The organism is Bacillus sp. Bos-x628 (assembly GCF_040500475.1).
In the GTDB taxonomy this organism is placed as follows: Bacteria; Bacillota; Bacilli; order Bacillales; family Bacillaceae; genus Bacillus; species Bacillus maqinnsis.
In genome coordinates this window covers 2,658,587-2,682,193 of sequence record NZ_CP159358.1, presented here as the reverse complement: position 1 = coordinate 2,682,193, position 23,607 = coordinate 2,658,587, and the positions used below count along the sequence as shown (strand labels likewise).

Annotated in this window: 26 protein-coding genes and 1 tRNA gene; 5 read left to right on the top strand and 22 right to left on the bottom strand. The window is 41.0% G+C overall.

Annotated features, from left to right (window positions below):
• Window positions 1-127: 127 nt before the first annotated feature.
• Window positions 128-811 (bottom strand): CpsD/CapB family tyrosine-protein kinase, encoded by a 684-nt coding sequence (locus tag ABVJ71_RS13770; RefSeq protein WP_353854520.1) that lies wholly within the window; start codon window positions 809-811, stop codon window positions 128-130.
• Window positions 801-1,532 carry a Wzz/FepE/Etk N-terminal domain-containing protein gene (locus tag ABVJ71_RS13765; protein WP_353854519.1) on the bottom strand — a complete coding sequence of 244 codons (732 nt, stop codon included), beginning with the start codon at window positions 1,530-1,532 and terminating at the stop codon, window positions 801-803. The genes ABVJ71_RS13770 and ABVJ71_RS13765 overlap by 11 nt, the downstream gene beginning before the upstream one ends.
• A 256-nt stretch (window positions 1,533-1,788) precedes the next feature.
• On the opposite strand from ABVJ71_RS13765, the gene slrR reads away from it, so the two are divergent.
• Window positions 1,789-2,253: an HTH-type transcriptional regulator SlrR gene (slrR, locus tag ABVJ71_RS13760; RefSeq protein ID WP_353854518.1), complete on the top strand. Its 465-nt coding sequence runs from the start codon at window positions 1,789-1,791 to the stop codon at window positions 2,251-2,253.
• A gap of 84 nt (window positions 2,254-2,337) precedes the next feature.
• On the opposite strand, the gene ABVJ71_RS13755 is transcribed toward slrR, so the two are convergent.
• The 4 genes from ABVJ71_RS13755 to ABVJ71_RS13740 form a co-directional block, all read right to left on the bottom strand.
• Entirely contained in the window at window positions 2,338-2,562 is a 225-nt protein-coding gene (locus ABVJ71_RS13755) for a phage holin (protein ID WP_353854517.1), read from the bottom strand.
• Between the two features lie 140 nt (window positions 2,563-2,702).
• Complete coding sequence (locus ABVJ71_RS13750) at window positions 2,703-3,602, bottom strand: iron-hydroxamate ABC transporter substrate-binding protein (RefSeq protein ID WP_353856680.1); 900 nt, start codon at window positions 3,600-3,602, stop codon at window positions 2,703-2,705.
• A 17-nt stretch (window positions 3,603-3,619) separates the two neighbouring features.
• The gene (locus ABVJ71_RS13745; RefSeq protein WP_353854516.1) at window positions 3,620-4,621 is read right to left on the bottom strand and encodes an iron ABC transporter permease; all 1,002 of its coding nucleotides are present in this window, start codon (window positions 4,619-4,621) and stop codon (window positions 3,620-3,622) included.
• Window positions 4,618-5,604, bottom strand: a complete 987-nt coding sequence (locus ABVJ71_RS13740) for an iron ABC transporter permease (protein ID WP_353856679.1) — start codon at window positions 5,602-5,604, stop codon at window positions 4,618-4,620. The genes ABVJ71_RS13745 and ABVJ71_RS13740 overlap by 4 nt, the downstream gene beginning before the upstream one ends.
• Window positions 5,605-5,960: 356 nt before the next feature.
• Here ABVJ71_RS13740 and ABVJ71_RS13735 point away from each other — a divergent pair, with 356 nt between their 5' ends.
• Window positions 5,961-7,370, top strand: a complete 1,410-nt coding sequence (locus ABVJ71_RS13735; RefSeq protein ID WP_353854515.1) for a polysaccharide deacetylase family protein — start codon at window positions 5,961-5,963, stop codon at window positions 7,368-7,370.
• A gap of 48 nt (window positions 7,371-7,418) precedes the next feature.
• On the opposite strand, the gene ABVJ71_RS13730 is transcribed toward ABVJ71_RS13735, so the two are convergent.
• The 5 genes from ABVJ71_RS13730 to ABVJ71_RS13710 all read right to left on the bottom strand — a co-directional run bounded on the left by ABVJ71_RS13730 (window position 7,419) and on the right by ABVJ71_RS13710 (window position 9,796).
• The gene (locus ABVJ71_RS13730; RefSeq protein ID WP_353854514.1) at window positions 7,419-7,559 is read right to left on the bottom strand and encodes a hypothetical protein; all 141 of its coding nucleotides are present in this window, start codon (window positions 7,557-7,559) and stop codon (window positions 7,419-7,421) included.
• Between the two features lie 225 nt (window positions 7,560-7,784).
• Window positions 7,785-7,934 (bottom strand): ATP-binding cassette domain-containing protein, encoded by a 150-nt coding sequence (locus tag ABVJ71_RS13725; RefSeq protein WP_353854513.1) that lies wholly within the window; start codon window positions 7,932-7,934, stop codon window positions 7,785-7,787.
• Window positions 7,935-8,001: 67 nt separating this feature from the next.
• Complete coding sequence (locus ABVJ71_RS13720) at window positions 8,002-8,175, bottom strand: hypothetical protein (RefSeq protein ID WP_353854512.1); 174 nt, start codon at window positions 8,173-8,175, stop codon at window positions 8,002-8,004.
• An 86-nt stretch (window positions 8,176-8,261) separates the two neighbouring features.
• Window positions 8,262-9,428 carry a macrolide family glycosyltransferase gene (locus ABVJ71_RS13715; RefSeq protein ID WP_353854511.1) on the bottom strand — a complete coding sequence of 389 codons (1,167 nt, stop codon included), beginning with the start codon at window positions 9,426-9,428 and terminating at the stop codon, window positions 8,262-8,264.
• 292 nt (window positions 9,429-9,720) lie between these two features.
• Window positions 9,721-9,796 (bottom strand) — tRNA-Arg (locus ABVJ71_RS13710).
• A gap of 252 nt (window positions 9,797-10,048) precedes the next feature.
• Here ABVJ71_RS13710 and clpP point away from each other — a divergent pair.
• The gene (gene clpP, locus ABVJ71_RS13705) at window positions 10,049-10,645 is read left to right on the top strand and encodes an ATP-dependent Clp endopeptidase proteolytic subunit ClpP (protein ID WP_353854510.1); all 597 of its coding nucleotides are present in this window, start codon (window positions 10,049-10,051) and stop codon (window positions 10,643-10,645) included.
• Window positions 10,646-10,702: 57 nt separating this feature from the next.
• On the opposite strand, the gene ABVJ71_RS13700 is transcribed toward clpP, so the two are convergent.
• The 3 genes from ABVJ71_RS13700 to ABVJ71_RS13690 form a co-directional block, all read right to left on the bottom strand.
• Window positions 10,703-11,281: a TIGR00730 family Rossman fold protein gene (locus ABVJ71_RS13700; RefSeq protein ID WP_353856678.1), complete on the bottom strand. Its 579-nt coding sequence runs from the start codon at window positions 11,279-11,281 to the stop codon at window positions 10,703-10,705.
• Between the two features lie 363 nt (window positions 11,282-11,644).
• Window positions 11,645-13,267: a SulP family inorganic anion transporter gene (locus ABVJ71_RS13695; RefSeq protein WP_353854509.1), complete on the bottom strand. Its 1,623-nt coding sequence runs from the start codon at window positions 13,265-13,267 to the stop codon at window positions 11,645-11,647.
• 37 nt (window positions 13,268-13,304) lie between these two features.
• Window positions 13,305-13,886, bottom strand: coding sequence for a carbonic anhydrase (locus tag ABVJ71_RS13690; RefSeq protein ID WP_353856677.1), 582 nt, complete (start codon window positions 13,884-13,886; stop codon window positions 13,305-13,307).
• A 560-nt stretch (window positions 13,887-14,446) separates the two neighbouring features.
• Between ABVJ71_RS13690 and ABVJ71_RS13685 the strand changes: the two genes are divergently transcribed.
• Complete coding sequence (locus ABVJ71_RS13685; protein WP_353854508.1) at window positions 14,447-15,424, top strand: D-glycerate dehydrogenase; 978 nt, start codon at window positions 14,447-14,449, stop codon at window positions 15,422-15,424.
• A 171-nt stretch (window positions 15,425-15,595) separates the two neighbouring features.
• Window positions 15,596-16,081 (top strand): ribonuclease, encoded by a 486-nt coding sequence (locus ABVJ71_RS13680; protein WP_353854507.1) that lies wholly within the window; start codon window positions 15,596-15,598, stop codon window positions 16,079-16,081.
• A 226-nt stretch (window positions 16,082-16,307) separates the two neighbouring features.
• Here the strand turns inward: ABVJ71_RS13680 and ABVJ71_RS13675 are convergent, their stop codons facing one another.
• The 8 genes from ABVJ71_RS13675 to ABVJ71_RS13640 all read right to left on the bottom strand — a co-directional run bounded on the left by ABVJ71_RS13675 (window position 16,308) and on the right by ABVJ71_RS13640 (window position 23,587).
• On the bottom strand, window positions 16,308-17,060 hold the full coding sequence (locus ABVJ71_RS13675; protein WP_353854506.1) for an arylamine N-acetyltransferase: 753 nt from the start codon (window positions 17,058-17,060) through the stop codon (window positions 16,308-16,310).
• A 39-nt stretch (window positions 17,061-17,099) separates the two neighbouring features.
• Entirely contained in the window at window positions 17,100-17,357 is a 258-nt protein-coding gene (locus ABVJ71_RS13670; RefSeq protein WP_353854505.1) for an HPr family phosphocarrier protein, read from the bottom strand.
• Window positions 17,358-17,383: 26 nt separating this feature from the next.
• Window positions 17,384-18,334, bottom strand: a complete 951-nt coding sequence (whiA, locus tag ABVJ71_RS13665; RefSeq protein ID WP_353854504.1) for a DNA-binding protein WhiA — start codon at window positions 18,332-18,334, stop codon at window positions 17,384-17,386.
• Window positions 18,335-18,351: 17 nt separating this feature from the next.
• Window positions 18,352-19,311: a YvcK family protein gene (locus tag ABVJ71_RS13660; protein ID WP_353854503.1), complete on the bottom strand. Its 960-nt coding sequence runs from the start codon at window positions 19,309-19,311 to the stop codon at window positions 18,352-18,354.
• Window positions 19,312-20,199, bottom strand: a complete 888-nt coding sequence (gene rapZ, locus ABVJ71_RS13655) for an RNase adapter RapZ (RefSeq protein ID WP_353856676.1) — start codon at window positions 20,197-20,199, stop codon at window positions 19,312-19,314.
• Window positions 20,200-20,238: 39 nt separating this feature from the next.
• Window positions 20,239-20,703, bottom strand: a complete 465-nt coding sequence (locus ABVJ71_RS13650; protein WP_353854502.1) for an 8-oxo-dGTP diphosphatase — start codon at window positions 20,701-20,703, stop codon at window positions 20,239-20,241.
• Window positions 20,704-21,061: 358 nt separating this feature from the next.
• Window positions 21,062-22,012 (bottom strand): thioredoxin-disulfide reductase, encoded by a 951-nt coding sequence (gene trxB, locus ABVJ71_RS13645; RefSeq protein WP_353856675.1) that lies wholly within the window; start codon window positions 22,010-22,012, stop codon window positions 21,062-21,064.
• Between the two features lie 234 nt (window positions 22,013-22,246).
• Window positions 22,247-23,587 carry an NlpC/P60 family protein gene (locus ABVJ71_RS13640; protein ID WP_353854501.1) on the bottom strand — a complete coding sequence of 447 codons (1,341 nt, stop codon included), beginning with the start codon at window positions 23,585-23,587 and terminating at the stop codon, window positions 22,247-22,249.
• Window positions 23,588-23,607: the final 20 nt, after the last annotated feature.

The following is a 23,607-nucleotide window of genomic DNA, read 5'->3' as shown; positions in this document are numbered from 1 at the left end:
AAAATGGGCATCAAACCCTTCCTCACATCCCGCCTTTGACGACGAGCGTCTAAGGCATATCATATGCCCACAGCAGGATCGAGTACCTCCGTTGTTAGAGATAAGGAGACATCACCTTTCGATCTTCTTAATACATATACAGCCTGCTTTTTTTCTCTTTTTTCCCATTTAGCATAGCCCCGAGCAGCTTGCCTGTCGTTCCTTTTAACACTTCTTTTGACTTTTTCACTGCGGCGATCTTTGTTTTTCCACTTAATACAACAAGAATGATACCATCCGTACGATTCGCCAATATTTTTGCATCGGCGACGGGCAAAAGCGGCGCTGAATCAACAATTACCATGTCATATTGCTGTTCTATTTCATAAAATAACTGCTTCATCACAGAAGATGATAGAAGCTCAGCGGGATTCGGCGGAATGATCCCGCTAGGAAGCAGCGCCAAATGTTCAATCGTTGTAGGTAAAATGGCTTCCTCCAAGCTACAGTTATGTAATAGCACATTAGTCAAACCAGTGTGATGGCTCAGGTCAAAATATTCATGGACCGTTGGCTTTCGTAAATCAGCATCCATCAGCAGAACCCGCTTTTTCTGCTGTGCAAAAACAGCTGCTAAATTCGCAGCCGTAAACGATTTCCCTTCTTTCGGTAATGAGGATGTCACCAATATCGACTTCAATCTTGTTTGGATGGATGTGAATTCGATATTGGTTCGTATCGTGCGAAATTGTTCTGCAATGACAGAATGAGGATTCAGTACAGAAATACATGATAAATCTCGTTTTTCTCGTTTCTTCCTCTTAAAGATCAATGTTATGTCCTCCCGTTATAACGGACCGCTTGTCTTTTTTTGCCTGCCTGTCTGCTTGCATTTGATAGACACTTCCGAGCATCAGCAATCCAATCTCTTCTCTTATTTGATGTGTTCGTTTTACAGTATCATCGAGTAAATTCATTAAGAAAATGAGTGTGATTCCTCCTAATAAGGAGGCACCTAGTGCCAGAACGATATGAACGAATTTCCTTGAATTAACAAGGCTAGTATTTGACATTTTGGCTTTGGACAAAACATGAATGCGATCCATATTCATTGTTTCCTTGATTTCATCTTGTAGTACTTCTGTCGCCGTATTGGCGATCGCAACTGCCTGCTCGGGGTCTTCATCTTGTACAGAAATATTTATGACCTCTGACTCATTTTCTGTACTTGTGGCAATTTTGTGTTTTAATCCTTCAGTAGATTCTGTGAGATTGAGTTTTTCTTTTACTTTTTCAATGACAATCGGACTTTTAAGCAGTACTTGAAATGTACGTGTATATTGAAGGTCCATCTGAATATCGTTTAAATTCGTTTGTGCATCATTGCTCCTGTTATGAACAAGAACTTGAGTGATCGCCTGATATACAGGAGTCAAGACATAAAACTGATAGTAGGCTGAAATGCCTGTTACGATCAAGACAATCAGGATCAGAAGGGCCATTTTCTCTTTGACGACAGAAAACAGATGCTTAAAGCCTATATTCTCATTCATAGATACCCTCCCAATTTCATCATAAAAGGTTATATATGGTTTCTTTTTGTTAATGATTGGATTATAAAAGATATTACCCGCAAAGAAAAATGTCATAATAGGTCTTATAGTTCTTTTTAACGAACAAAATCGTTCGTTTTCTTTTGTTTACTTCTTGTTTCTTACGTTTTTGAATTTTATAAAGAACATTTTATTCCTTATAATGAACAAAAAGGTCATAGAACTTTTTGCGGGGAGAAGGGAGATCATAGATAGAATGATAGGAAAGGTGATACGTATTTACCGAAAGAGAAAAGGATACTCCATTCATCAACTGGCCGAAGATGCCCAAGTCTCTAAGTCATATTTGAGTAAAATTGAGCGTGGTGTCCACCAGAACCCATCTGTCCAGTTTTTAAAGAAAGTATCCTCTTCACTGGAAATTGATTTGCAAGAGCTGCTTGATGCAGAAACGATCATGTTTCATCAATCTGAGGGGGAGCAGAAATGGCGGGAGCATCTTGTCAATGCCGTCCAGTCCGGTATGCCAAAGGAAGAGCTGTATAAGCTGCTGCAAACATTTCGAAAGGAGCAGGAAACAAAGACGTTACATGTCACACATAGAAAGCTAACCGATTCTAATATTGCGGAGTGGAAACGTCTCATGAGTGAAGCAAAGGCCATTGGATTAACCATTGAGGAAGTAAAAGCTTTTCTCACCAGCATGGGTAAGCCTTTATAGATAGCATGATTTTGCGGGGAGAACAGTCAACTGACTGCTCGAAGAAAGAGAGCCTTTTTGAGATAAAAAGGCTCTGCTTTTCTCTTATTCTTCTGTCTTTGTCCGTGCTTTTTTTGAAATATCATTGTTTTTCCAATAGGCCCAAAGTGATGTAATCGCGAGAAAAGCTAGCGTAATGAATTGCTGAACGCCTTCTTCATCAATTGGAATTGGGCTTTTCCCCACAGCGGTTAGCGCACTGTTGACCAATGCCAACAAAAGCAATACAAGCCGTGTAATGGTACCTGCACTAATTTTTTCAACCTTCAACTGTATCCCTCCCTTTCCCCTACATGCGGGCGGCAACTGCTCGTTCTCTCTCATATGTATGCAAGACACAAATGAATAGAAGAAAGAATTAAAAAAAGAGACATCATTCCTATGTGTGGAATGATGCCTTTATACTGTCATTATTTAGAAAACATCTCTTTTGCTTCATCCAAAGCCATTTTATTACCTAAGGCTGAGTAATCGAGCCATGGCTGATCGGCAATCGTGTATACTTGGTTTTTCTTAACGGCTTTTAAACCTTTCCAAATCGGCGTCTGCTCTAATTGCTTGAATGCTTGCTGCGCTTTGTCATCTCGGTTGACGACCACAAAAATGGCATCTGCATCAAAATCAGGAAGAACCTCTTGTGAGATGACTTCAAACGGACGCTTGCTGTCAAGCTTCTTCACACCTTCTGCAGGTGTAAGACCTAAATCCTCGTATAAAATAGGGCCCATCGGACGCTTCATACTAAATACACGAAGTTCCTTTGCAGTAACGCGGATGGCCATCACTTTTCCGTTGCCAATTTTGTTTTGTATAAGCGATTTCACTTCTTTCGCTTCATTGTCATAATCCTTGATATATTGATCGGCTTCTTTTTCTTTATTCACTAGTTTTGCGATCTTTTTTAAATGATCACGCCAAGTGCCTTCATTTAAATTGAAAACTTCTGTTTTAGCAATTTTTTTGTATTTCGACAGGTCTTGTCCAGCCAGTTCTTCATCCACATAAATCACATCTGGATCTAAAGCAAGAAGAGACTCCATATCTGGGTCTGCTGCAATGCCTAATTTTTTCGTATTTTTCAGTTGCTTTTTCGCATGTGGAAGGAAGTCCTTTAAATCTCCCCCTACAACAGAACCAGCAGGTTTGATGCCGAGTGCTAATAGATCATTCGTTAAATGAATAGATAAGGAAGCAATCTTAGGTGTTCCGTTATTGTTTTGATTCGCGGAGTTCTTTGTTTCCTGATGACCACAAGCGGCAAGAACCAAGAAACAGATTGTGAAACCAAGAATGAGTAATTTTTTCATGATGGGTTCCTCTTTCATCTTTATTTCGTTTTTGTGAGTAAATAGAGAAAATAGGGTGCACCGATAAATGCCACAACAACGCCGGCAGGTATGGCATTTGGTTCAAATACTGAACGTCCGATTGTATCGGCACTTACTAAAATCAACAAGCCAAGAAGTCCGCTGACAGGTAAAAAATGTTGATGTAATGAACCGACAAGCCGTCTCGCCAAATGAGGCGCAACAAGACCAATAAAACCGATTCCACCTGTCATTGAAACACTTGCACTGGCTAAACCGACAGCTAGAGCAAGCAAAAAGAGCCGCTGACGCTGTACACGGACACCTACACTTGAGGCAACAGCATCACCTAATGTCAATGCATTGAGCGTGCTAGACTGCCAAAGGGTCAATGGGACAAGACACACAATCCATGGTAAAAGCGCCAAGACATGAATCCAATCTCTCCCCCATACGTTTCCAACAAGCCACCTTGAAGCAAATGTGTATGTATCTTCATCCAGCTTCAATGATAAATATAAAGTCAATGCGCTAAACCCTGCAGCGACTGCAATTCCTACTAGTATGAGACGTATTGGGACAAGCCCTTCATACCGGTCATAAGCAAGCAGAACAATGACTGCAGCCGCAAGCAGACCCCCGCCAAAGGTAAAAAGCGGGATCAAAAGAGATGGATTTCCTTCTAGCACGTGGAAATATGTGACAAACATGATTAAGCCAAATGCTGCACCTGCATTTAACCCAATAATTCCTGGATCAGCCAACGGATTGCACGATAAACTTTGCAATATTCCACCGGCGATCCCTAAACCAATACCCGCTAGGATCGTCACGACAATACGCGGCAGACGATAGTCGAACAACACCGTCTCACTTTGGAAGTCTCCGAATCCAAATAAGGTGTTGAAAACAACGATTGGGCTAAGTTTCAAGGTACCAGTATTTAAACTATACAGCACCACAGATACACTTAGACAAAGCAAGACGACTGTCACGACAAGAGCACGCTTTTTCTCTTTCATGACAGGTTCCTCCCTTCTTTCCTAGCAAGATATAAGAAGAAAGGAACACCGACAAGTGCTACCATCACTCCAATGGCAAGCTCTCTTGGCGGATTGACTGTTCGGCTGGCAAGATCAGCGAAGACAAGCAGCATAGCGCCTAAATTCGCTGACATTGGGATAACGAATAAATAGTTCACTCCGACAAGTTTGCGTGCAATATGCGGGATGACAAGACCAACAAACCCAATGGACCCAACTGCTGATACAGAAACCCCTGCTAATAAGACAGCAGCTACCATCCCTAGTATTCGTACTTGCCTTGTTTTCACGCCTAAATTCGCCGCTACATCTTCACCGAGAGAAAGTAAAGATAAAGAACGACCTAATAAGGTTGCCAAGACAATCACACTGAAAATCACCGGAGCAAGTACCTTCAGTTGTGCCCATTTCACGCCAGCCACACCGCCAGCATACCAAAAGGCGAGATCCTGACTCAGGTCAAAATAAATGGCGATCCCAGAGCTGAGCGCATGGAGCAATGCCGCAACAACAGCTCCTGCTACCGTCAGCCGTAGCGGTGTCAACGCACCGCCAGCTACCCCAATAGCGAATATAAGCAACGTACTCATCACAGCACCTATAAAGGAAAAAAACATTAACGCTGAATAAGGCAATCCGGGAAAAAAGGCAAAGCAGAGAGCAACGACAAACATCGCCCCGCCATTAATTCCTAATATTCCTGCATCCGCAAGCGGGTTTCTTGTGATTCCTTGCATTAAAGCACCTGCAACAGCAAAGGCCGCACCTACAAGAGCTGCACCTAGTACACGTGGCAACCTTAATTCATGGATGATCTGCTGTTCCGTCACATTGGATTGATAATCGAACACAGCCATCCATACCGTTTGCAGAGATAATGCCTTTGCTCCGTATGAAACAGCAAAAAACATGGCTGTCATCAAACCAATGACTGCAAAGAAAAATAGCATTAACAATAGCATACGTGATGATTGTTTTTGTTGATGTGTGCGCTTATCCTGCAAAACCGGTGTCATCCTTTTCTACAATAAAAATCAATTTGAAAATGAGAATCATAATCATCAAAATTATAGCCGCCAGCCTCAGAAAAATCAATGTAAGGCCTATTTTTTAATTATTCAATGTATATAAACGATCGTATCTCATTGTTTTCTACCAAAAATACCCATCATTTTTATCATAATTTAATAGGAAAATAGTTGACATTCCGCATGAATATCACCTAAAATTACAAACATAAGTCAAATGTTATAAAAACATTACAAACGAATGACAAACCGATAAAAAATAACCCGTCACGAGAGGAGAACTGAATGTTGTGTCAGCAAAAGGAAAATGGAGCATCATTCTACTTGCGCTTGCTATAGTGATTGGAACAATTGGATTCTATCAAAATCAACAAGCAAGCGGGACAGAGAAGAAAAATGTGAAGCAGGATACCAACTATAAAAACATAGAAATCGTCACCCTCGTAAATGACGGGAAATTTATGAGATATGCAGTTAACTATCCCCTTTTTCATCAAAAAGAACTAGATGACAAGATTCAAAGTTATGAAAATACAGCGTTAGACCGTTTCAAAACGACATTTAGTGAAGCAAAGGACATGAATGAAGACAAGCGTTATGAACTGAATATTGATTATGACTTGGTGCATTATGCCAAGCAATCAGTCGCCATTCACTTTACAACATATGAATATACAGGTCAGCAAAAAGGGACAACTCGAAGTGACATGATCAACTTTGATTTTCAGAAAAAGACCTTTCTTGCCACAAAGGATTTATTTCAGCCAAAAACAGATTATTTAAAGAAATTATCCTATATTACATACGCAGAGCTTCAAAAGGATAAGAACTTATCTAAGGATAAACAACTCCTTCAGAAAGGGACTGCCCCCACCGCTCAAAACTTCAGTCATTTCGCCTTGAAAGAGAAATATATAGAGTTTTATTTCCCAGCTTCTCAAGTAGCCGCAGAGAATCTTGGTCCGCAAACGCTGGCGATTAAAAAAGCACTGCTAAAAGATGTACTAAAGCCAGAATATATGAATAAGACCAAAAATGAGAATAAAATCAAAGAACCGAATCCTATAAGAAAAGCCGTCAAGCTGCCACAGAAATCAAAGCTTGATCCGAACAAAAAAACCATTGCACTCACATTTGATGACGGGCCGAATCCAGCCACCACATCAAAAATCCTACATGCCCTCAAACAAAACAAAGGACACGCCACATTTTTTGTTTTAGGTAGCAGGGTGCAATACTATCCAGAGATGCTTGGCCATATTTTAAAGGGGGGAAATGAGATAGGGAATCATTCTTACAACCATCCTTTATTGACAAGGCTACCTTTAAAACAAGCGGTCAAACAAGTGAAGGACACACAACAATTGATTGAGAAAGCCAGTGGTTATACCCCTACGCACTTTAGACCGCCATATGGAGGAACCAATCAGCAAATCAATCAGGCTGTAGATATGAAAGTTTCCCTATGGGATGTAGATCCTGAAGATTGGAAAATTCGCAGCAGCAAGCAAATCACTAAGCTTGTCCTCTCACATGCAGCTGACGGCAGGACGGTATTAATGCATGATATTTATAACACTTCAGCCGTTGCAGCAGTGTCAATCATTCATGAGCTGACCAAACAAGGCTATCAGCTTGTCACAGTTAGTGAGCTTGAGCAAATAAAACAAGAACGACATCAACACCCCCCTGTTCACTAAACACAGGGGGTGTTTGACTTATTGATTTAAAAATTTCTTTTATTTTAATCATGCTTGAAATGTATCTTCCAGTTCCTGAGTAGGGTCTATACTTAAGCGGCTAAGCACCTTAGACAGCCGCATGTCAATGAAGAGACGTTCCTTTTCCACCTGTGTAGCAGCAGGCTTTTCTTCCTTTTGCATATACACTTCATATTTGCTATTAAATACGTCAATGACTGAAATCCGAGTTTGTTGCTTGTTGAATCAGTCTGCAATCATGTCATCACTCACCAATAACTTGGCAAGCATTGTTTTCACCCGTTCTCCCCCGCTTAGCACCCACAGGCTTATGCACATCTCCTAGCTAAAATAGTGCGAATGACGGTCTCATCCTGAATGGCTTGATTAAGTGTATTGTGTAAAATCGATTGATCAAGCTGAAAACCCAGAAAGATATATTGACTGCTTCTGAACGGAATATAAGCAAGGATGACCATTCACAAGCACTTTTAGCAATGTCGTTTTGCCGCTACCATTCTTCCCGATTATCACTACTTTATCTCCGCCTCTGACTTCACCCATAGGATTCTTTTACCCGCCTTTCCATCTAAGTCCTTTGCACGTAAGACGGTACGACTTGCAATTTCCTTCATTTATCTTGTGTCATTTGGATGGGGTGGATGTCCTTTAATTTGCGAATCATTTCCAATTTATCCATTTTTCTCTCAATGGATTTTGCTGTTTTTTGAAGCTTTTTTTGCTTATTTGCATAATATGGCTTCGCAATGTTAGAACCAGAAGATTTAACCTTTTGTGATGGCATTGTCGCCTTGTCATCTTATTCTATTTTCTTTTAAAAGGTATTCTTCATTGGAGTAATCCGAACACATTTGATGAGGAAACCCCCTCTTACTGGGTCTGCTTCATTTGAATAAACGTATCAATCATGCGTAATGCCTTTTCTGTTCCCCCTGCTGTCCGAAAACTTTGTTCAATTTTTTCAATACCCGCTCGAAAGGCATCACTTGCTAGAACAGTGATAACTGTATCTCTCAACTGCTTCGCTGTGAGCTGTTCTTTATCAAGCGCTCGTGCAGCGGACAATTCAGTCAGTCTTTTCGCGACCATTGGCTGATCTTTGTCATGCGGAATGACCACCATAGGAACATGAAAATGAATGGATTCATTGACACTGTTCATTCCGCCATGTGTCATAAACACATCTGCATGTTCCAGCACTTCAAGCTGCGGCACATAAGGCTCGATTAGAAAATGAGAGGGCGCATCTTTTATCAGCGACATGTCGATTTTTTCACCTGTTGCCATGACCACTTTCCCGTCAAAATCCGCAAACGCATCAATACACATATTAAAAAATGCCTCTGTTTCACCAAGAACCGTTCCCATGGATATATAGATCACTCGTTCATTTTCAAGTGCTTCTAGCGGAAAATGATGCTGATCTGCTCGTTTCGGAAAGCTCGGTCCAATGAAGACAAACGAGTCATTCAACGCATCAACAGCCGGTTGAAAATATTCGCTCGTATACACTATATTCAGTTCTCCTCGGTTTTTCATAAACTGCATGAGGTGCTTCGGCTGCACACCAAACCGTTCATTGATTTCTTCTAACAGATGAGCGGCTTTCTCATCTTTTCTATACAGTGGTGTCTGAAAGTGTGCCTCTTGCATGACGAAGGATGGATTGGAACCAACGCCTGGAATCTTTAAGAAATCACATACAAGCTCGCCTGCTCCAAACATGTCGAAGTATACCAAATCAAATTGATGGTGATGAGAGAGTTTTTCCACTAGTTCTAATATATCTAATGACGTTTGCAACATTGCATGAAAGAAAGGCTGCATTGAATCTAGTTCTCCTTCATTCACACTTAATGTTCGGATATAATCTGGGTGTATATGTACGTGAGCACCTAAGCGTTCAAATCGTTCTTGATAATGTATTGTTGTTACAGCATGAACCTCATCTCCTCTATCTGTCCATGCTTTTGTGATTCCTAATACCGGATTCACATGCCCTTCGGCTGGGAAATTAATCAATAAAATTTTTGCCATGCTACTTCCCTCCCATTTGTCATTTCTCATCCATGTTAACCACATACAGTCAACAGTCTCAACTTATACGCCTGTAAAAAGAGAAAATGAGTCTTATGGCCAATATTTCAAGAAAATATCGTAAAAAAAGACAAAGCCCCTATTGAAGCTTTGCCTTCAATCATCATCATGTCCTGAATAACTTTTTTCATCGTAGCAAATTGCTTTTCTGGCGATAGGTCAAAACGCAAAAAAGCCCTCTATATGAGGGCTTTTGCAAACGACCTTTCTTTCTTACACGTTAAGGATTATACGCGCTCGGAGGGATTCGAACCCCCGGCAGACGTGGTACCGGAAACCACCGCTCTATCCAACTGAGCTACGAGCGCATGATATGTTTAGAACGTCAGCATATCAAATTATAAGGGAAATGCTGCAAGAATGCAATGATGAATCGTCAAGAAAAGATGATGTATTTTCTCTTTCCTGACACATACATTAAGATGATGGTTTGAAGCAGAATCATTTTGGGGAAAATGTTTAGGGGTATTTGATTTCAGGTCAGCATTTTGTTTGACCTTTATTGACCAAAAATGTATCATTGTATTACATACTTACCTAATAGGTGAAGGAGGAACATTATGAATTTAATACCTACAGTCATTGAGCAAACAAATCGTGGGGAAAGAGCTTACGACATTTATTCTCGTCTTTTAAAAGACCGTATTATTATGCTTGGTTCTGCGATTGATGACAATGTTGCCAACTCCATCGTGTCACAGCTTCTTTTCTTAGAAGCAGAAGATCCAGAAAAGGATATTTCTATTTACATTAACAGCCCTGGTGGTTCAATCACAGCTGGTATGGCCATTTACGATACGATGCAATTTATTAAACCAAAGGTATCAACTATTTGTATTGGGATGGCTGCATCAATGGGTGCGTTCCTGCTTGCTGCTGGTGAAAAAGGTAAGCGCTATGCCCTTCCAAACAGTGAAGTGATGATTCACCAACCACTAGGCGGAGCTCAAGGTCAAGCAACGGAAATTGAGATTGCGGCCAAACGAATTCTTTCTTTACGTGATAAACTGAACCAAGTACTTGCTGAACGTACTGGTCAACCAATCGAAGTGATCGAGCGCGATACAGATCGTGACAACTTCAAAACAGCACAAGAAGCACTTGAATACGGACTCATCGACAAAGTCTTGACCCGTAATACAGATGAACAAAAATAATGAACAAACAAACCGTCTGCTCTTTTGAATAGACGGTTTTTGTTTATGAATCACGTATTAAGATAACTCCGTCCATTTTTGCTGGAGGGATGGTGGTTGATAAGTGGTCATCTGTGAAATTAATTCTTCCGGCTGTGAAGAAGCATGCAATAGTTCAAGGTGTGATTCGTTTGAAAATCCCTCTTGAACAGTATATTTCACCATCTCAAGAAGCGGTTCAAAATAACCATTCACTTGATATAATCCGATTGGCTTTTGATGAATACCGATTTGTGCCCAGCACAAAACTTCAAATAACTCTTCATATGTACCAAATCCACCTGGCATGGCAATAAATCCATCAGCTAGTTCACTCATTTTCGCTTTTCGTTCATGCATCCCTGCCACCTCTATTAACTCTGTCAGCTCTTGATGGACCACTTCTCCTCTAAAAAGCCCTTTTGGCATCACACCAACCACTTGCCCGCCGCACCTCAGTACCTCATCTGCAATGGCTCCCATCAAGCCAATTCGTGAGCCGCCGTACACAAGGCGGATTCTCTGCTCTGCCATATAAGCACCCAGCTCGACAGCCTTTTGTTTGTATACGTCATTTACACCTGGATTCGATCCAGCAAATACACAAATCGTTTTCATCGAAACAGCTCCATCTCTTTCTATGATTTCATCACCACTCATTCTACTATAGTTTATTGTAAAGAAACAGCCACTTTATCTATATATAGTGTAAAATCAAAAATGACACACTATATAAAGAACTGTTCATACATGCAAACAACCGAGATTAAAAGTGGCTCAAACATTTCTATCAAACGAGAAATTCGGCACATGATGGGCCATTTATCCGAATGGGTTTGCTCATGGCAGAAACGGGAGATCTCTTAAGGAACCTACTGCTTCTTGCTCATCTCTATATTTCTGCTCACAATGCGCTTTTCCTATGAAAATGAGCGAACAAAAAGCACGTGACACTTTCATCACGTGCTTTCCTGTGCAAGCTTATAGCTGCTGTGGTGATATCTCATCTGTCCGTTCAAAGAAATGCTGTTTCCCAATTTGATGAAAAAGACCGGTGCGATGCAGAAGTTCTTTTGGCTGTGATTGCAGCCCAACGATCATGAGCTTACCATTATGACGCTTTAAACGATTAGAGATATTCATTAGGACGGCTTCTGCTGACGTATCCATATAATTGACTTTATTCATGAGTAGAATGAGCGTTTTAGGCTTTGTCTGAACATGATCTAAAATGGAATTTTCCAATGAATCCGTCGTACCGAAGAATAATGGTCCTTCAATGGAATACATACTAATTCCCTTTTGATTGACCTGTTTTTCTAAAGTGGCTGCCGTTTCAATCTGGGAAACAGCCACATTTGAATAAATGTTGGTCGTCTGGCTCATTTTTTTGATAAAGGCGATAAATGCTAAAATGAGACCTGCGGTGACCCCAATAATCAAATCACCTATGACCGTTAACAGGAAGGTCACGACAAGTACAAGTGAATCCGCATTTTTCACTTTCACAATATTGATAAACTCTTTTCTCTCACTCATATTCCAAGCAACAAACATTAAAATCGGGGCCATGGCAGCAAGTGGAATCATGGATGCATATGGCGCAAATAGCATTAAGATGAGCAATACAACGACGCCATGCACAACACCTGAAATCGGGCTTGCTCCGCCATTTTTAATATTCGTAGCTGTACGGGCAATCGCCCCAGTTGCCGGAATTCCCCCGAAGAGCGGTGCCGCCATATTGGCGATCCCTTGTCCGATAAGCTCCTTGTTGCTGTCATGTTTAGAGCCTTTCATGTTATCTGCTACCATTGCTGATAATATCGACTCAACCCCACCTAAAAGCGCAATCACAATAGCGGGAGGCAGTAAATACATCATTTTTTCAATGGTCAATTCAGGAAATGCAAAGCTAGGTAGCTGACGCGGAATTTCACCATATGCCGAGCCGATGGTTTCGACCTGTCCTTGAAAAAAGAGAACAGCTACAAATGTAGAAGCTAATAAACCTAATAAAGCACCAGGTATTTTGGGAATGTATGTTTGTGCCGCCAAAATCACAATCAGCCCAATCAAAGCTGTAAGAACGGCGAGGCTGTTTGTTGTATCAAGATGAACCAATATCTCTCTCATATTGAGGAAAAAGCTTTCATGCTTTTCAACACCCTTTAATCCGAGGAAGTTGGCAATCTGTCCTGAGAAAATGATGACAGCAATGCCTGCGGTAAAGCCGATGATAACTGGACGAGGAATAAATTTCATGAGCTTCCCAAGTTTGAATATTCCGAATAATACAAGCATACAGCCTGCCATAAAGCCAGCAATCAATAAATTTTCAACGCCGTATTGGCTGACTATACCGAATAAAATTGGAACAAACGCCCCAGTAGGCCCACCAATTTGGTATTTAGAGCCACCAAACAATGAGATGAAAATGCCGGCAACAATCACAGTATATAAACCATATTCCGGGCCGACACCAGAAGCAATGGCAAACGCCATGCCTAAAGGAATTGCCACAACGCCCACGACAAGTCCAGCGATTAAATCGCGTCTAAATTTTGATAAATCATAACCTTCAAATCTTCCGTAAAAACGCATGGTATGTGTTGGCCTCCTTTAAGAATTTGTAGACTTTTTAGGCAAACTGCGGATTGATCTGCCCGTCTTTCACAACGATATCAAGCTTTCCTGTAGCAGGATGAATGACTAGTCCATGCACAGTCACATCATTTGGCATGAGTGGATGCTGTGTTACTAATTGGACACTTTGTGTCACGCTTTCTTCAACAGAATGAAAACCTGTTAGCCAGCCCTTCAAATCAACACCCGAATTTTCGACAATGTTCAAGCATTTCTCTTCTATCCCACGTGCTTTTACTTTTTCAAGTAAAGGACCTGCAGCAAGTCCAGCCATTCCGCACTCATGATGCCCCACAATGCATACTTCCTCCGCTTTCAGTTCATAGATGGCAAGTAATATACTTCGCATCACACTGCCGAAGGGATGTGATACAATGGCTCCTGCATTTTTGATGATTTTGGCATCTCCGTTGCGAAGCCCCATGGCTTGCGGCAATAGCTCCAAGAGACGTGTATCCATACATGTTAAAATCACCAATTTCTTTTCAGGAAATTTCCCTACTTTGTAAGGCTCATAATGCTTCTCACTCACAAACTCACGATTATGCTGAAGAATTTGTTCTAAGGTCGATCCCATTTTGTCATCTCCCATTTTTTTAAGTAAGATGATTTCTGCCTGTCCCCCTTTTCTTTCGTGTGCTCTCAAGCATAGAGAAGAAAAATGATAGAAAAAAAAGAAAAAAATGAGAAATTGATGAGAAAAAATATAAGCCTTTTCTCTATTTTCTTCTCTTTTCCGCTTCATCGTAATAGACATGCAGACTTCTTTTCGATCCATTGTTCTCAGAAGATCAAAAGACGATGAAATGGTTTAGTAAAAAAGAATCGTCCCGAGTAATACAATTCAAATCCATTCTCTGCCATTGAAGTCTCGATCTATTTTCCAATTTGTCAGATCATCTCTCAAAAACCACAGGAACTTCCTATGCCTCTGTACGATAGTGAAGTTGTAGCACCTATACAGAACGCATCAGATGGCTTACAAATCTATTTTTTCACTAAAAAAATGACTGTCCTTCCGCATTATTTCAGTATATTAAATATTGAGTAACTAACATTCAAACGTGTACTGCAGAAATTGTTGCTTTATAATAATTAGAGAAGAAAGATGCACATCATGAAAGGAGCGAGTTGACTGTGACACCACATATTTTTGTCGCTAAACCCTTACCTGCCTCTTTTGAGGAATTGCTAAAGGAACACTGTACATATGAGATCTGGCAATCAAAGGATCCGATCCCAAGAGATATTCTTTTTGAGAAGCTGCAGCAAGCTGATGGACTTTTGACATCTGGAACGAAAATTGATCAAGAACTATTAGATCACGCACCGAAGCTAAAGGTCGTGAGCAATTCTTCCGTTGGCTATGATAACTTTGACTTACATGCTATGAGACAAAGGGGCGTGATCGGAACGCACACTCCTTATACACTCGATCATACAGTAGCTGATCTTGCTTTTTCGCTCATCCTCTCTTCTGCTAGAAGAATCGCAGAGCTTGATCGCTTCATACGTGATGGAAAATGGACGAAGTTTGTGCAAGAAGAAGATATTTTTGGAATAGATGTTCATCATCAGACGCTTGGGATTATTGGAATGGGGCGTATTGGTGAGCAAGTAGCAAAACGAGCAGCACATGGTTTTGATATGAACGTGCTCTATCATAACCGGAGCCGGAATGAAAAAGCCGAATCAGCTTATGGCGCAGTTTATTGCTCACTCGATGACCTGTTGAAGCAAGCAGATATCATTGTCTTGATCACACCGCTTACAGAGGAAACCTATCATATGATCGGTGAACGGGAATTCAAGCTGATGAAGCCCACGGCTCTATTCGTGAACATCTCCCGAGGAAAAACAGTGGATGAGGAAAGTCTTATTCAAGCTCTCCAGCAAGGCTGGATTAAAGGGGCAGGTCTTGATGTTTATGATCAAGAGCCACTGGAAAAAGATCATCCTTTCATGAGCATGAATCAGGTGACACTCGCCCCCCATATCGGTTCCGCTACTAAGACAACAAGAGATCTCATGCTCAAAAGAGCCATTCACAATGTGATACATGGCATTGACGGCAAAGCTCCTGTCGATATAGTGAAAGAGCTTGCCTCATCTTAAGGCGCAGAGATATGCGACTTTTTATTGATCTACCAAAGGAAGAATCAGGAGAAAAGTCTCATTTTAACAAATCTCCTTATTCTTTACATCCCCTTCATTTTCGGGTGCTATAATATGAGGTAGACAAGCAACAAGAGGACAACATCTTATTTCCTGTATAGGAGGATGAAGATGAAAAAATTGAGTTCTTTATTTACGATGATTACTCTGATCGCTGCTATTTTGTTTTCTGGATTCACCCCACAGCATGCTCATGCAGAAACAGCTCTTCCGTCAAACGCCGCTCAATCAGTGTCAACTCAACTTGCACCAGACCTGCATACACTTGCAGTCATTAACACGTTTGATGGGGTTGCAGACTATTTAATCCGCTACAAACGACTACCTGATAACTATATAACAAAATCTCAAGCAATTGCTCTTGGGTGGGTCCCATCAAAAGGAAATTTAGCTGAGGTAGCCCCAGGGAAAAGCATTGGGGGAGACATCTTCTCTAACCGTGAGGGACGACTTCCTTCAGCGAGCGGACGAACGTGGCGTGAAGCGGACATCAATTACGTCTCTGGCTTCCGTAATGCTGATCGTCTTCTGTATTCAAGTGACTGGCTCATTTACAAAACAACGGACCATTATGCGACATTTACACGTATCCGCTAAAATGATCAAAGACAGTCCGTTTTGTGAATTGCACCCCAAATAGTTAGATACAATCTAACATTTGGAGGTGCTTTTCTATTGGCGACATTTACATGAAAGTAAGCAAAAACAATAAGGCTAAACGAAAAGGCACGAGTTCAGTATTGGACCGAACTCGTGCCTTAAAAGCTGTAATCAGAACCCGTATCTAAATTTAGGGAGATCGCTTCATTTGTAGGGTGTCTTTTTATGATGTTGGCGGGATGAGTGTTTGTACGTAGTTCTCAAAAGATTGTGGAAGCGACTTTTTTGACACATCTCCATTTTCATGGATGATGACATGATCCTCTGTGACCACAATACGTCCTGTCTTCGTTAGCTTGGAGGCAAGCGGTCTTTTGTTAAAAGGAGAGGCTTCGTTCTCATAGATCTCATGTCTTATTTTATACAATGTTTGCTCATTCATTTCTTTCAGTGTAAATGCATAGCCAGTTTCAGCGCCTGATCCCCTGTCTAATTGAAGCAAGTGTGTACCTTTGGCTGTTTCTTCTTCTTTGACTCGAAAACGAAGGAAAGGTGACTCCACCCATTCTCCTGTAAAGGGCACTGGACGAAGAGGTAAGTTCGCACCGAAACCTGCATCTATGAGGAAACGCTCGCTCTCATGTATTAAAACAATGGCCACATGTGTTCCATCAATCACCCAATCAGCAGCTTCTTTGTTATACACTGTTCCTTGGATCAACTGAACAAATAAGCCCGCCTCTTTTAACACATAATATAATAAAGGATTGAGGTCATAACAAAGCCCTCCTCTGTTCCCTTCGAGGAGATGCGCTTTCAGTCCATGCTGATCCAAAGTATAAGATTGTTTGTTAAGCACCGATCTATTCTCGAATGGAAAGGTGTACGCCATCTTTATTAATAATGAGGGCAGATTGTCAAAAGAGATCGAATGACCTTCATGTCCAACTTTCTGTAAGAAAGCTGATTTGATCATAAGCATTTCCTCCTAAAAAACTGAGCCTTTTGAAGAGACTCAGTTTTCTCGATTGATAAATTCCGTTAGAGCATCAATGGCTTCCTGTTCATCAGCTCCGTCTGCTATAAGTGTGACGGTAACCCCAGAGCTGATCGCAAGGCTCATGAGACCCATAATGCTTTTCGCATTGACCTTTTTCCCATCTTTCTCAAGGAAAATATCAGCGCCAAAGCGATTGGCTTCTTGAACGAACAAAGCAGCCGGACGTGCCTGTAAACCTGTTTTCAAATTGATTGTGACCGTTTTTTCCACCATTTGATCTGCCTCCTTCTTTTGCTTTCCTATTTCAATGTAACGGCTTGTCCATTTCGAAGTTGTTCTGCAATTTGATCTAACTTTCTCAAGCGGTGGTTAATGCCTGATTTGCTAATCTTGCCACTCTCAACCATTTCTCCAAGCTCCTTCAACGTGACTTCTTGGTAGTCGATTCGTAGTTTAGCAATTTCTCGCAGCTTATCTGGCAGTGCATCGAGTCCTATTTTTTCATCAATGTATTGAATGTTTTCCACTTGACGCAGCGATGCACCGATGGTTTTATTCAAGTTTGCTGTTTCACAATTCACAAGTCGATTAACAGAATTTCTCATATCACGGACGATTCGCACATCTTCAAAGCGAAGCAATGAGTTATGGGCCCCAACTACACTTAAGAATTCCGTAATTTTTTCGGCTTCTTTCATATAGGTAATGTAGCCTTTTTTCCGCTCAAGTGTTTTGCTGTTAAGATGGAATTGATTCATTAGTGCGCAAAGGGCATCGTTATGTTCTTTATACAGTGAGAAAATTTCAAGGTGATAAGAAGACGTTTCCGGATTATTCACAGAACCGCCAGCTAAAAAAGCACCTCTCATATAAGAGCGTTTGCAGCATCTTTTTTTCACAAGTTCTTCTGAAATATTGCGCTCAAATACAAAATGTTCCCCTAATATTTTCAGATCCTCTAAAATGAACTTGGCTCGTTCTACCAGTCTGACAATATACACATTATTCTTTTTTAATCTCATTTTTTTACGGACAAGTAGCTCGACTGTCACATCATATTTCTTTTTTAAAAGGGTATAAATACGTCTTGCGATGGCCGCATTCTCTGTCTGTATATCTAAAATCAGTTTTCGATTAGAGAAAGATAATGAACCGTTCATACGGATGAGGGCAGAAAGCTCCGCTTTTGAGCAGCAGTCCTTCACGTCCAAATTAGTCAGCTCTTTTTTTGTTTCGGATGCAAATGACATCCTTGCCACCCCCATTCCTATTTTTTCTGATGCAGTAGCTCGACTAATAGCGAGGCAACCTTCAGCGTGTCGTGACGGATCACATTCTGGTCATATGTAATGATTTCTCCAGGGATGACTTCCAGTCCCATTGCTTTCAGTGCGTCTATGTCGAACTGCACAGGCTGTGCCTGCTCTTCGGCGTATCTTGCTTTGATTTCATCTGGAATTTCTTTATTGTTAACAAATATTGTATCAATAAAAGGTTGATCCATATGATCATTTAGTGCTTGCACATGATCAGATGCACTATAGGAAAGCGTTTCCCCTGGCTGCGTCATGACGTTACATATATATACTTTTTTCGCCTTTGAGCGAATGACTTCTTCTCCAATGTGCGGTACAAGCAAGTTTGGCAAAATACTCGTATACAAGCTACCCGGTCCAATGACAATCAAATCGGCCTCGCGAATGACTTGGATGGATTCCGGGAGCGGCTCAATTGTATCTGGTGTGAGAAATACGCGTTTAATCCTTTCACCATAGGTTGGGATTTTCGATTCCCCTGTCACCACTTTTCCGTTTTCTAATTCAGCATGAAGGACAACACTTGAATTAGCTGCCGGCAATACTTTACCTCTTACATTTAAGACCTTACTCATTTCTGTGACGGCATGAAAAAAATCACCGGTTATATTTGTCATTGCCGCAAGAATGAGATTGCCGAGAGAATGGCCTGTTAAGTCATTCCCTTTGTTAAACCGGTGCTGAAATAAATCTTCCACAAGGGGTTCCACATCAGATAGTGCGGCGAGTACATTTCGAATATCCCCTGGAGGCGGAATATTCAAATCATGACGCAGTCTACCTGAGCTGCCTCCATCATCAGCAACCGTTACGATGGCGGTAATGTCCACCGGCTTTGTTTTTAACCCTCTGAGCAAAACAGATAAGCCAGTGCCTCCACCAAGAATGACGACCTTTGGAAATGTAGTCATCTATTTTCTACTTCTCTTTTCAATGTCCCGGTGAGTAACATGTGTATAGTAATCATTTTTAAAATACTCGGCTAAGTAGTTGGCCAAAGTGACTGAACGATGCTGGCCTCCAGTACAGCCGATCGCAATGACAAGCTGGCTTTTCCCTTCTCGCTTATAGGATGGAAGCATAAAACTGAGAAGATCAATTAATTTCTCTAGGAACTTCTGTGTTTCATTCCACTTCATCACATAGGAACGCACTTCTTCATCGTTTCCAGTCTGGGGACGCATACTCTCAATATAGTAAGGGTTCGGTAAGAATCTCACATCAAATACAAGATCTGCATCAATCGGCAGACCGTATTTAAAGCCAAATGACATCACATTCACTGTAAACACTTGCCCTTGATTGGTCGCAAAGTGCGTCACAATTTTTTCTCGAAGCTGCTTTGGTTTCAGATCTGATGTATCAAAAATCATCTGAGAGCGCCCTTTCAGCTCTTCTAACAGCTCACGCTCAATGGAAATTCCCTCAAGCGGAAGACCTGTTGTCGCAAGTGGATGTGAACGTCTCGTTTCTTTGTATCTTGAGACAAGCACCTTATCGTTTGCATCTAAAAACAAAATACGGGGTGTAATCCATCCGATATCACCCATTTTATCTAAAGCTGCAATTAAACTATCAAAAAATTCTCGTCCACGTAAGTCCATCACAAGTGCAACCTTGCTCATTTTCGAACTTGATTCTTTCATTAACTCTAGGAACTTAGGCAAAAGTGATGGCGGTAAGTTATCCACACAGAAATATCCTAGGTCTTCAAAACTTTGAATGGCGACGGTTTTCCCCGCACCTGACATTCCTGTAATAATCACAAGCTGAATATCATCCTGTGTGTGCGTATTCATGCCTGCTCCCTCTCCTTCTTTATGAAAACGGTTCATTTATTAGTCTCCTTGAGGATCTAACCGATAAGCAATCAGCTCAAAATCTGGGGTGTACGTAAATGTGCCATAGAGAAGTCCTTTTCCCTTTAACATGAAGTCAAGAATATGACGATCACCAGGGGCCATTGGTAGGTGAGGCACGTCCTTCACATCATGCCATTTTATAATGCCTTCCTCCGACTCTGACACGTTTTTTCCGGTAAAGGAATCTGCCATAAAGCTAAACATCATCCATTCCTGTACGATGTGGTTGCCTTCTTTCATAATAAAGGTGAATACACCTTTTAACTGTGGATTTAAAATGTAAATGCCTGTTTCTTCTCTATATTCTCGAATGACTGAATCCTTGACCGATTCTCCGCTTTCCATTTTACCACCTGGAGCTACCCACCAGCCCCGTCTTGGTTTTTGTAGCAAGAGAACTTGATCTTCGTGATGCAGCACACAATTGGTTACTCGTTGCACCAGTTGTCACCTACTCTTTTATGTCTTTTTATTATTATACAGTTTCATCTTAACTCCCACAATGAACATGCCCAGTCTTCACCGAAAACAGACAGATTTTCGTATGAAGAATGTGGTGCTATGTTTCTTTACTCTTTATTTTACAACATCTAGCGGTTCTCCATGCGTCATTTGTGAACATCTCGTGAATTTCTTGTTTTATGCAAAAAAAAGGACACGGATTCACATCCGTGTCAAACATGTATTCCTTATAAAAGGGGGTCAATTACTAATTTCATGATAACGAATAATTATTTCACCCGTGTTACATTCCAGTTAAAAGCCCATGACGCTATATTAAGGGTTTACGACACCCTGCTTATTTCATGGCTTTAAGCTTCTCAGAAAGCTCTTCCACGTAATGCTGCGCACTCTGTGCTGCAATACTTCCATCACCCGTTGCTGTGACAATTTGGCGAAGTGTTTTTTCACGAATGTCGCCAGCTGCGAAAATGCCTTCTACTCTTGTTTCCATTCTTTCGTTTGTTTCAATGTAACCTTCTTCATTCGTAATACCAAGATTCTCAAATGGTTTAGAAAGCGGCAACATACCGATATAGATAAAGACTCCGTCCGTTTTGAAATCTTCTTCTTCACCCGTCACTGTATCAATTAATGTCACGCTGCCGACTTTCCCATTTTCTTCATTGATTTGTTTAACGGTTTTGTTCCATTTGAAGTCGATCTTATCATTATCAAAGGCACGTGCTTGTAAGATGCTTTGGGCACGAAGTTTGTCACGTCTATGGACAATCGTTACCTTTGAAGCAAAGCGAGTCAGGTAGACACCCTCTTCCACAGCAGAGTCACCGCCGCCAACGACAACAAGCTCTTTATTTTTAAAGAATGCGCCGTCACATACTGCACAGTAAGATACACCACGACCGCCAAGTTCTTTTTCACCAGGTACACCGATTTTTTTGTATTCAGCACCTGCTGCAATGATGACTGAACGTCCTTTGTACTCTTTTGAACCAGTTTTGACAATTTTGTATTCTTCACCGTCTACTATTTCTTTAATATCGCCATACGCATATTCTGCACCGAATTTCTTCGCATGCTCAAACATTTTATTTGAAAGTTCTGGTCCTAGAATGCTTTCAAAGCCAGGGTAGTTCTCGACATCTTCCGTATTCGCCATTTGCCCGCCAGGAATTCCTCTTTCAATCATCAGTGTTGATAGATTTCCCCGTGATGTATAAACAGCGGCTGTCATTCCGGCAGGACCCGCTCCAATGATGATGGTATCGTAGATTTTTTCTTCTGACACAACTGTCACTCCCTCTTCAATTGCTACTAGCATTTCTTATTAGAATACCCTTGGGTGATGCTTCCATTCATAAACGGGTGCATCATTTCTACACTTAGCATTTGTTCCTTACCCATATCCTATAAAATATGCGAGTCATTAGCGAATCATTTGCTCATATCTTCAAAAAAAGAAAAAGCTTCCTTAAACTGCTGTTTAAGGAAGCCTGTTTGCGGTTATATAACGAGTAGTGGTTTATTCAACGACCCTTCTGACAACACCATTGAAATATCTCTTCCAATAAGGGTTACTCATCGAATCAATTGAAACACCGTGAGAGCTGTTATCGTTTAAGAATGTACCGTTTCCTAAGTAAATGCCGACGTGTCCATTTACTTTATACGTATCAAAGAACACAAGATCTCCACGTTTCATGTCAGATGCACTTACAGCTCTTCCTTTACCTACAAGCGTATCTGTTGTTGTTCCGCCAATTGGTCCAAGGTTGATCCCTGCTGATGCGAATGCCCAGCGGACGAATGAAGAACAGTCAAAACGACGTGCGTCAATATCGGCCTGTGATCTGCCGCCGCCCCATTTATATGGCGACTGACCAATAATTGTAGAACCTGTGCTAATCGCACCTTCAATTCCGCCTACGTTATTGCTAACGGGTGATCCACCGCCAGAAGATGGCTTTTCACTTGGTGAACTGCTGTTATTTGAAGAAGACGGACTACTATCATTCGTTGAGCTGTTGTCTTCCGTTTGAACACTTGCTTGACGCTGCTGTCTTTGAATTTTTTCTTCTCTTGCTTTTTGAGCAGCTTCTTTTTCAGCTTGTTTTTGTGCAGCAATTGTTGCGTCTTTTTCAGATGCAATGCTGTTAAACTGACTGCTAAGCTCGCTGATTTCAGATGATGCATGACCTTTTTGTTTTTTCACTTGCTTGAATAGTTTGTCTTTCTCATCAAGCTGTTTCGTCAAGTCAGACTGAAGTGCTTCAAGCTTTGCCAGTGTATTTTGAACATCTTCAAGCTTCGTGTTTAATTCGTTTTCAGACTTTTGAAGTTCAGCTTTGTCTTTTTCTTGTTCTTTAATGATTTCACCGTCAGCGTTGATAAGTGTAGATACTGCACCTGCACGGCTAATGAAATCACTGAAACTTTTTGCACCTAATAATACATCTATGTATTTAGTAGATCCGCCGCTTTCCTGAAGAGCACGTACACGCTTTTTCAGGAATTCGTTTCTTTCTTCAATACGCTTTTCTGTATCAGCAATTTCTTTTTTTAGTGCTTTGATTTCTTTTTTCGTTTTTTCGTTTTCAGCTTGCTTTTCTTCGATGAGATCACTTGTCTTTAAAGCCTTCTCATCAATTTCTTTCAGCTTTAATTCAAGCGCCTCTTGTTTTGCTTCAAGTTTAGAAAGCTCGTCCTTTTTCTTTTGAAGGTCCTTGTTTACCTTTGCTTGTTTACTGTCTAATTCTTGCTTCTTTTGTTCAAAGTTTTGTGCATGTGCTTCATGAGTAAATGGAATGAATAAACTGCTCGCTCCGATTACCGAAGCTACACCGAATGTAATAAACTTTTTCACGAATAGTTCCTCCTTTGACA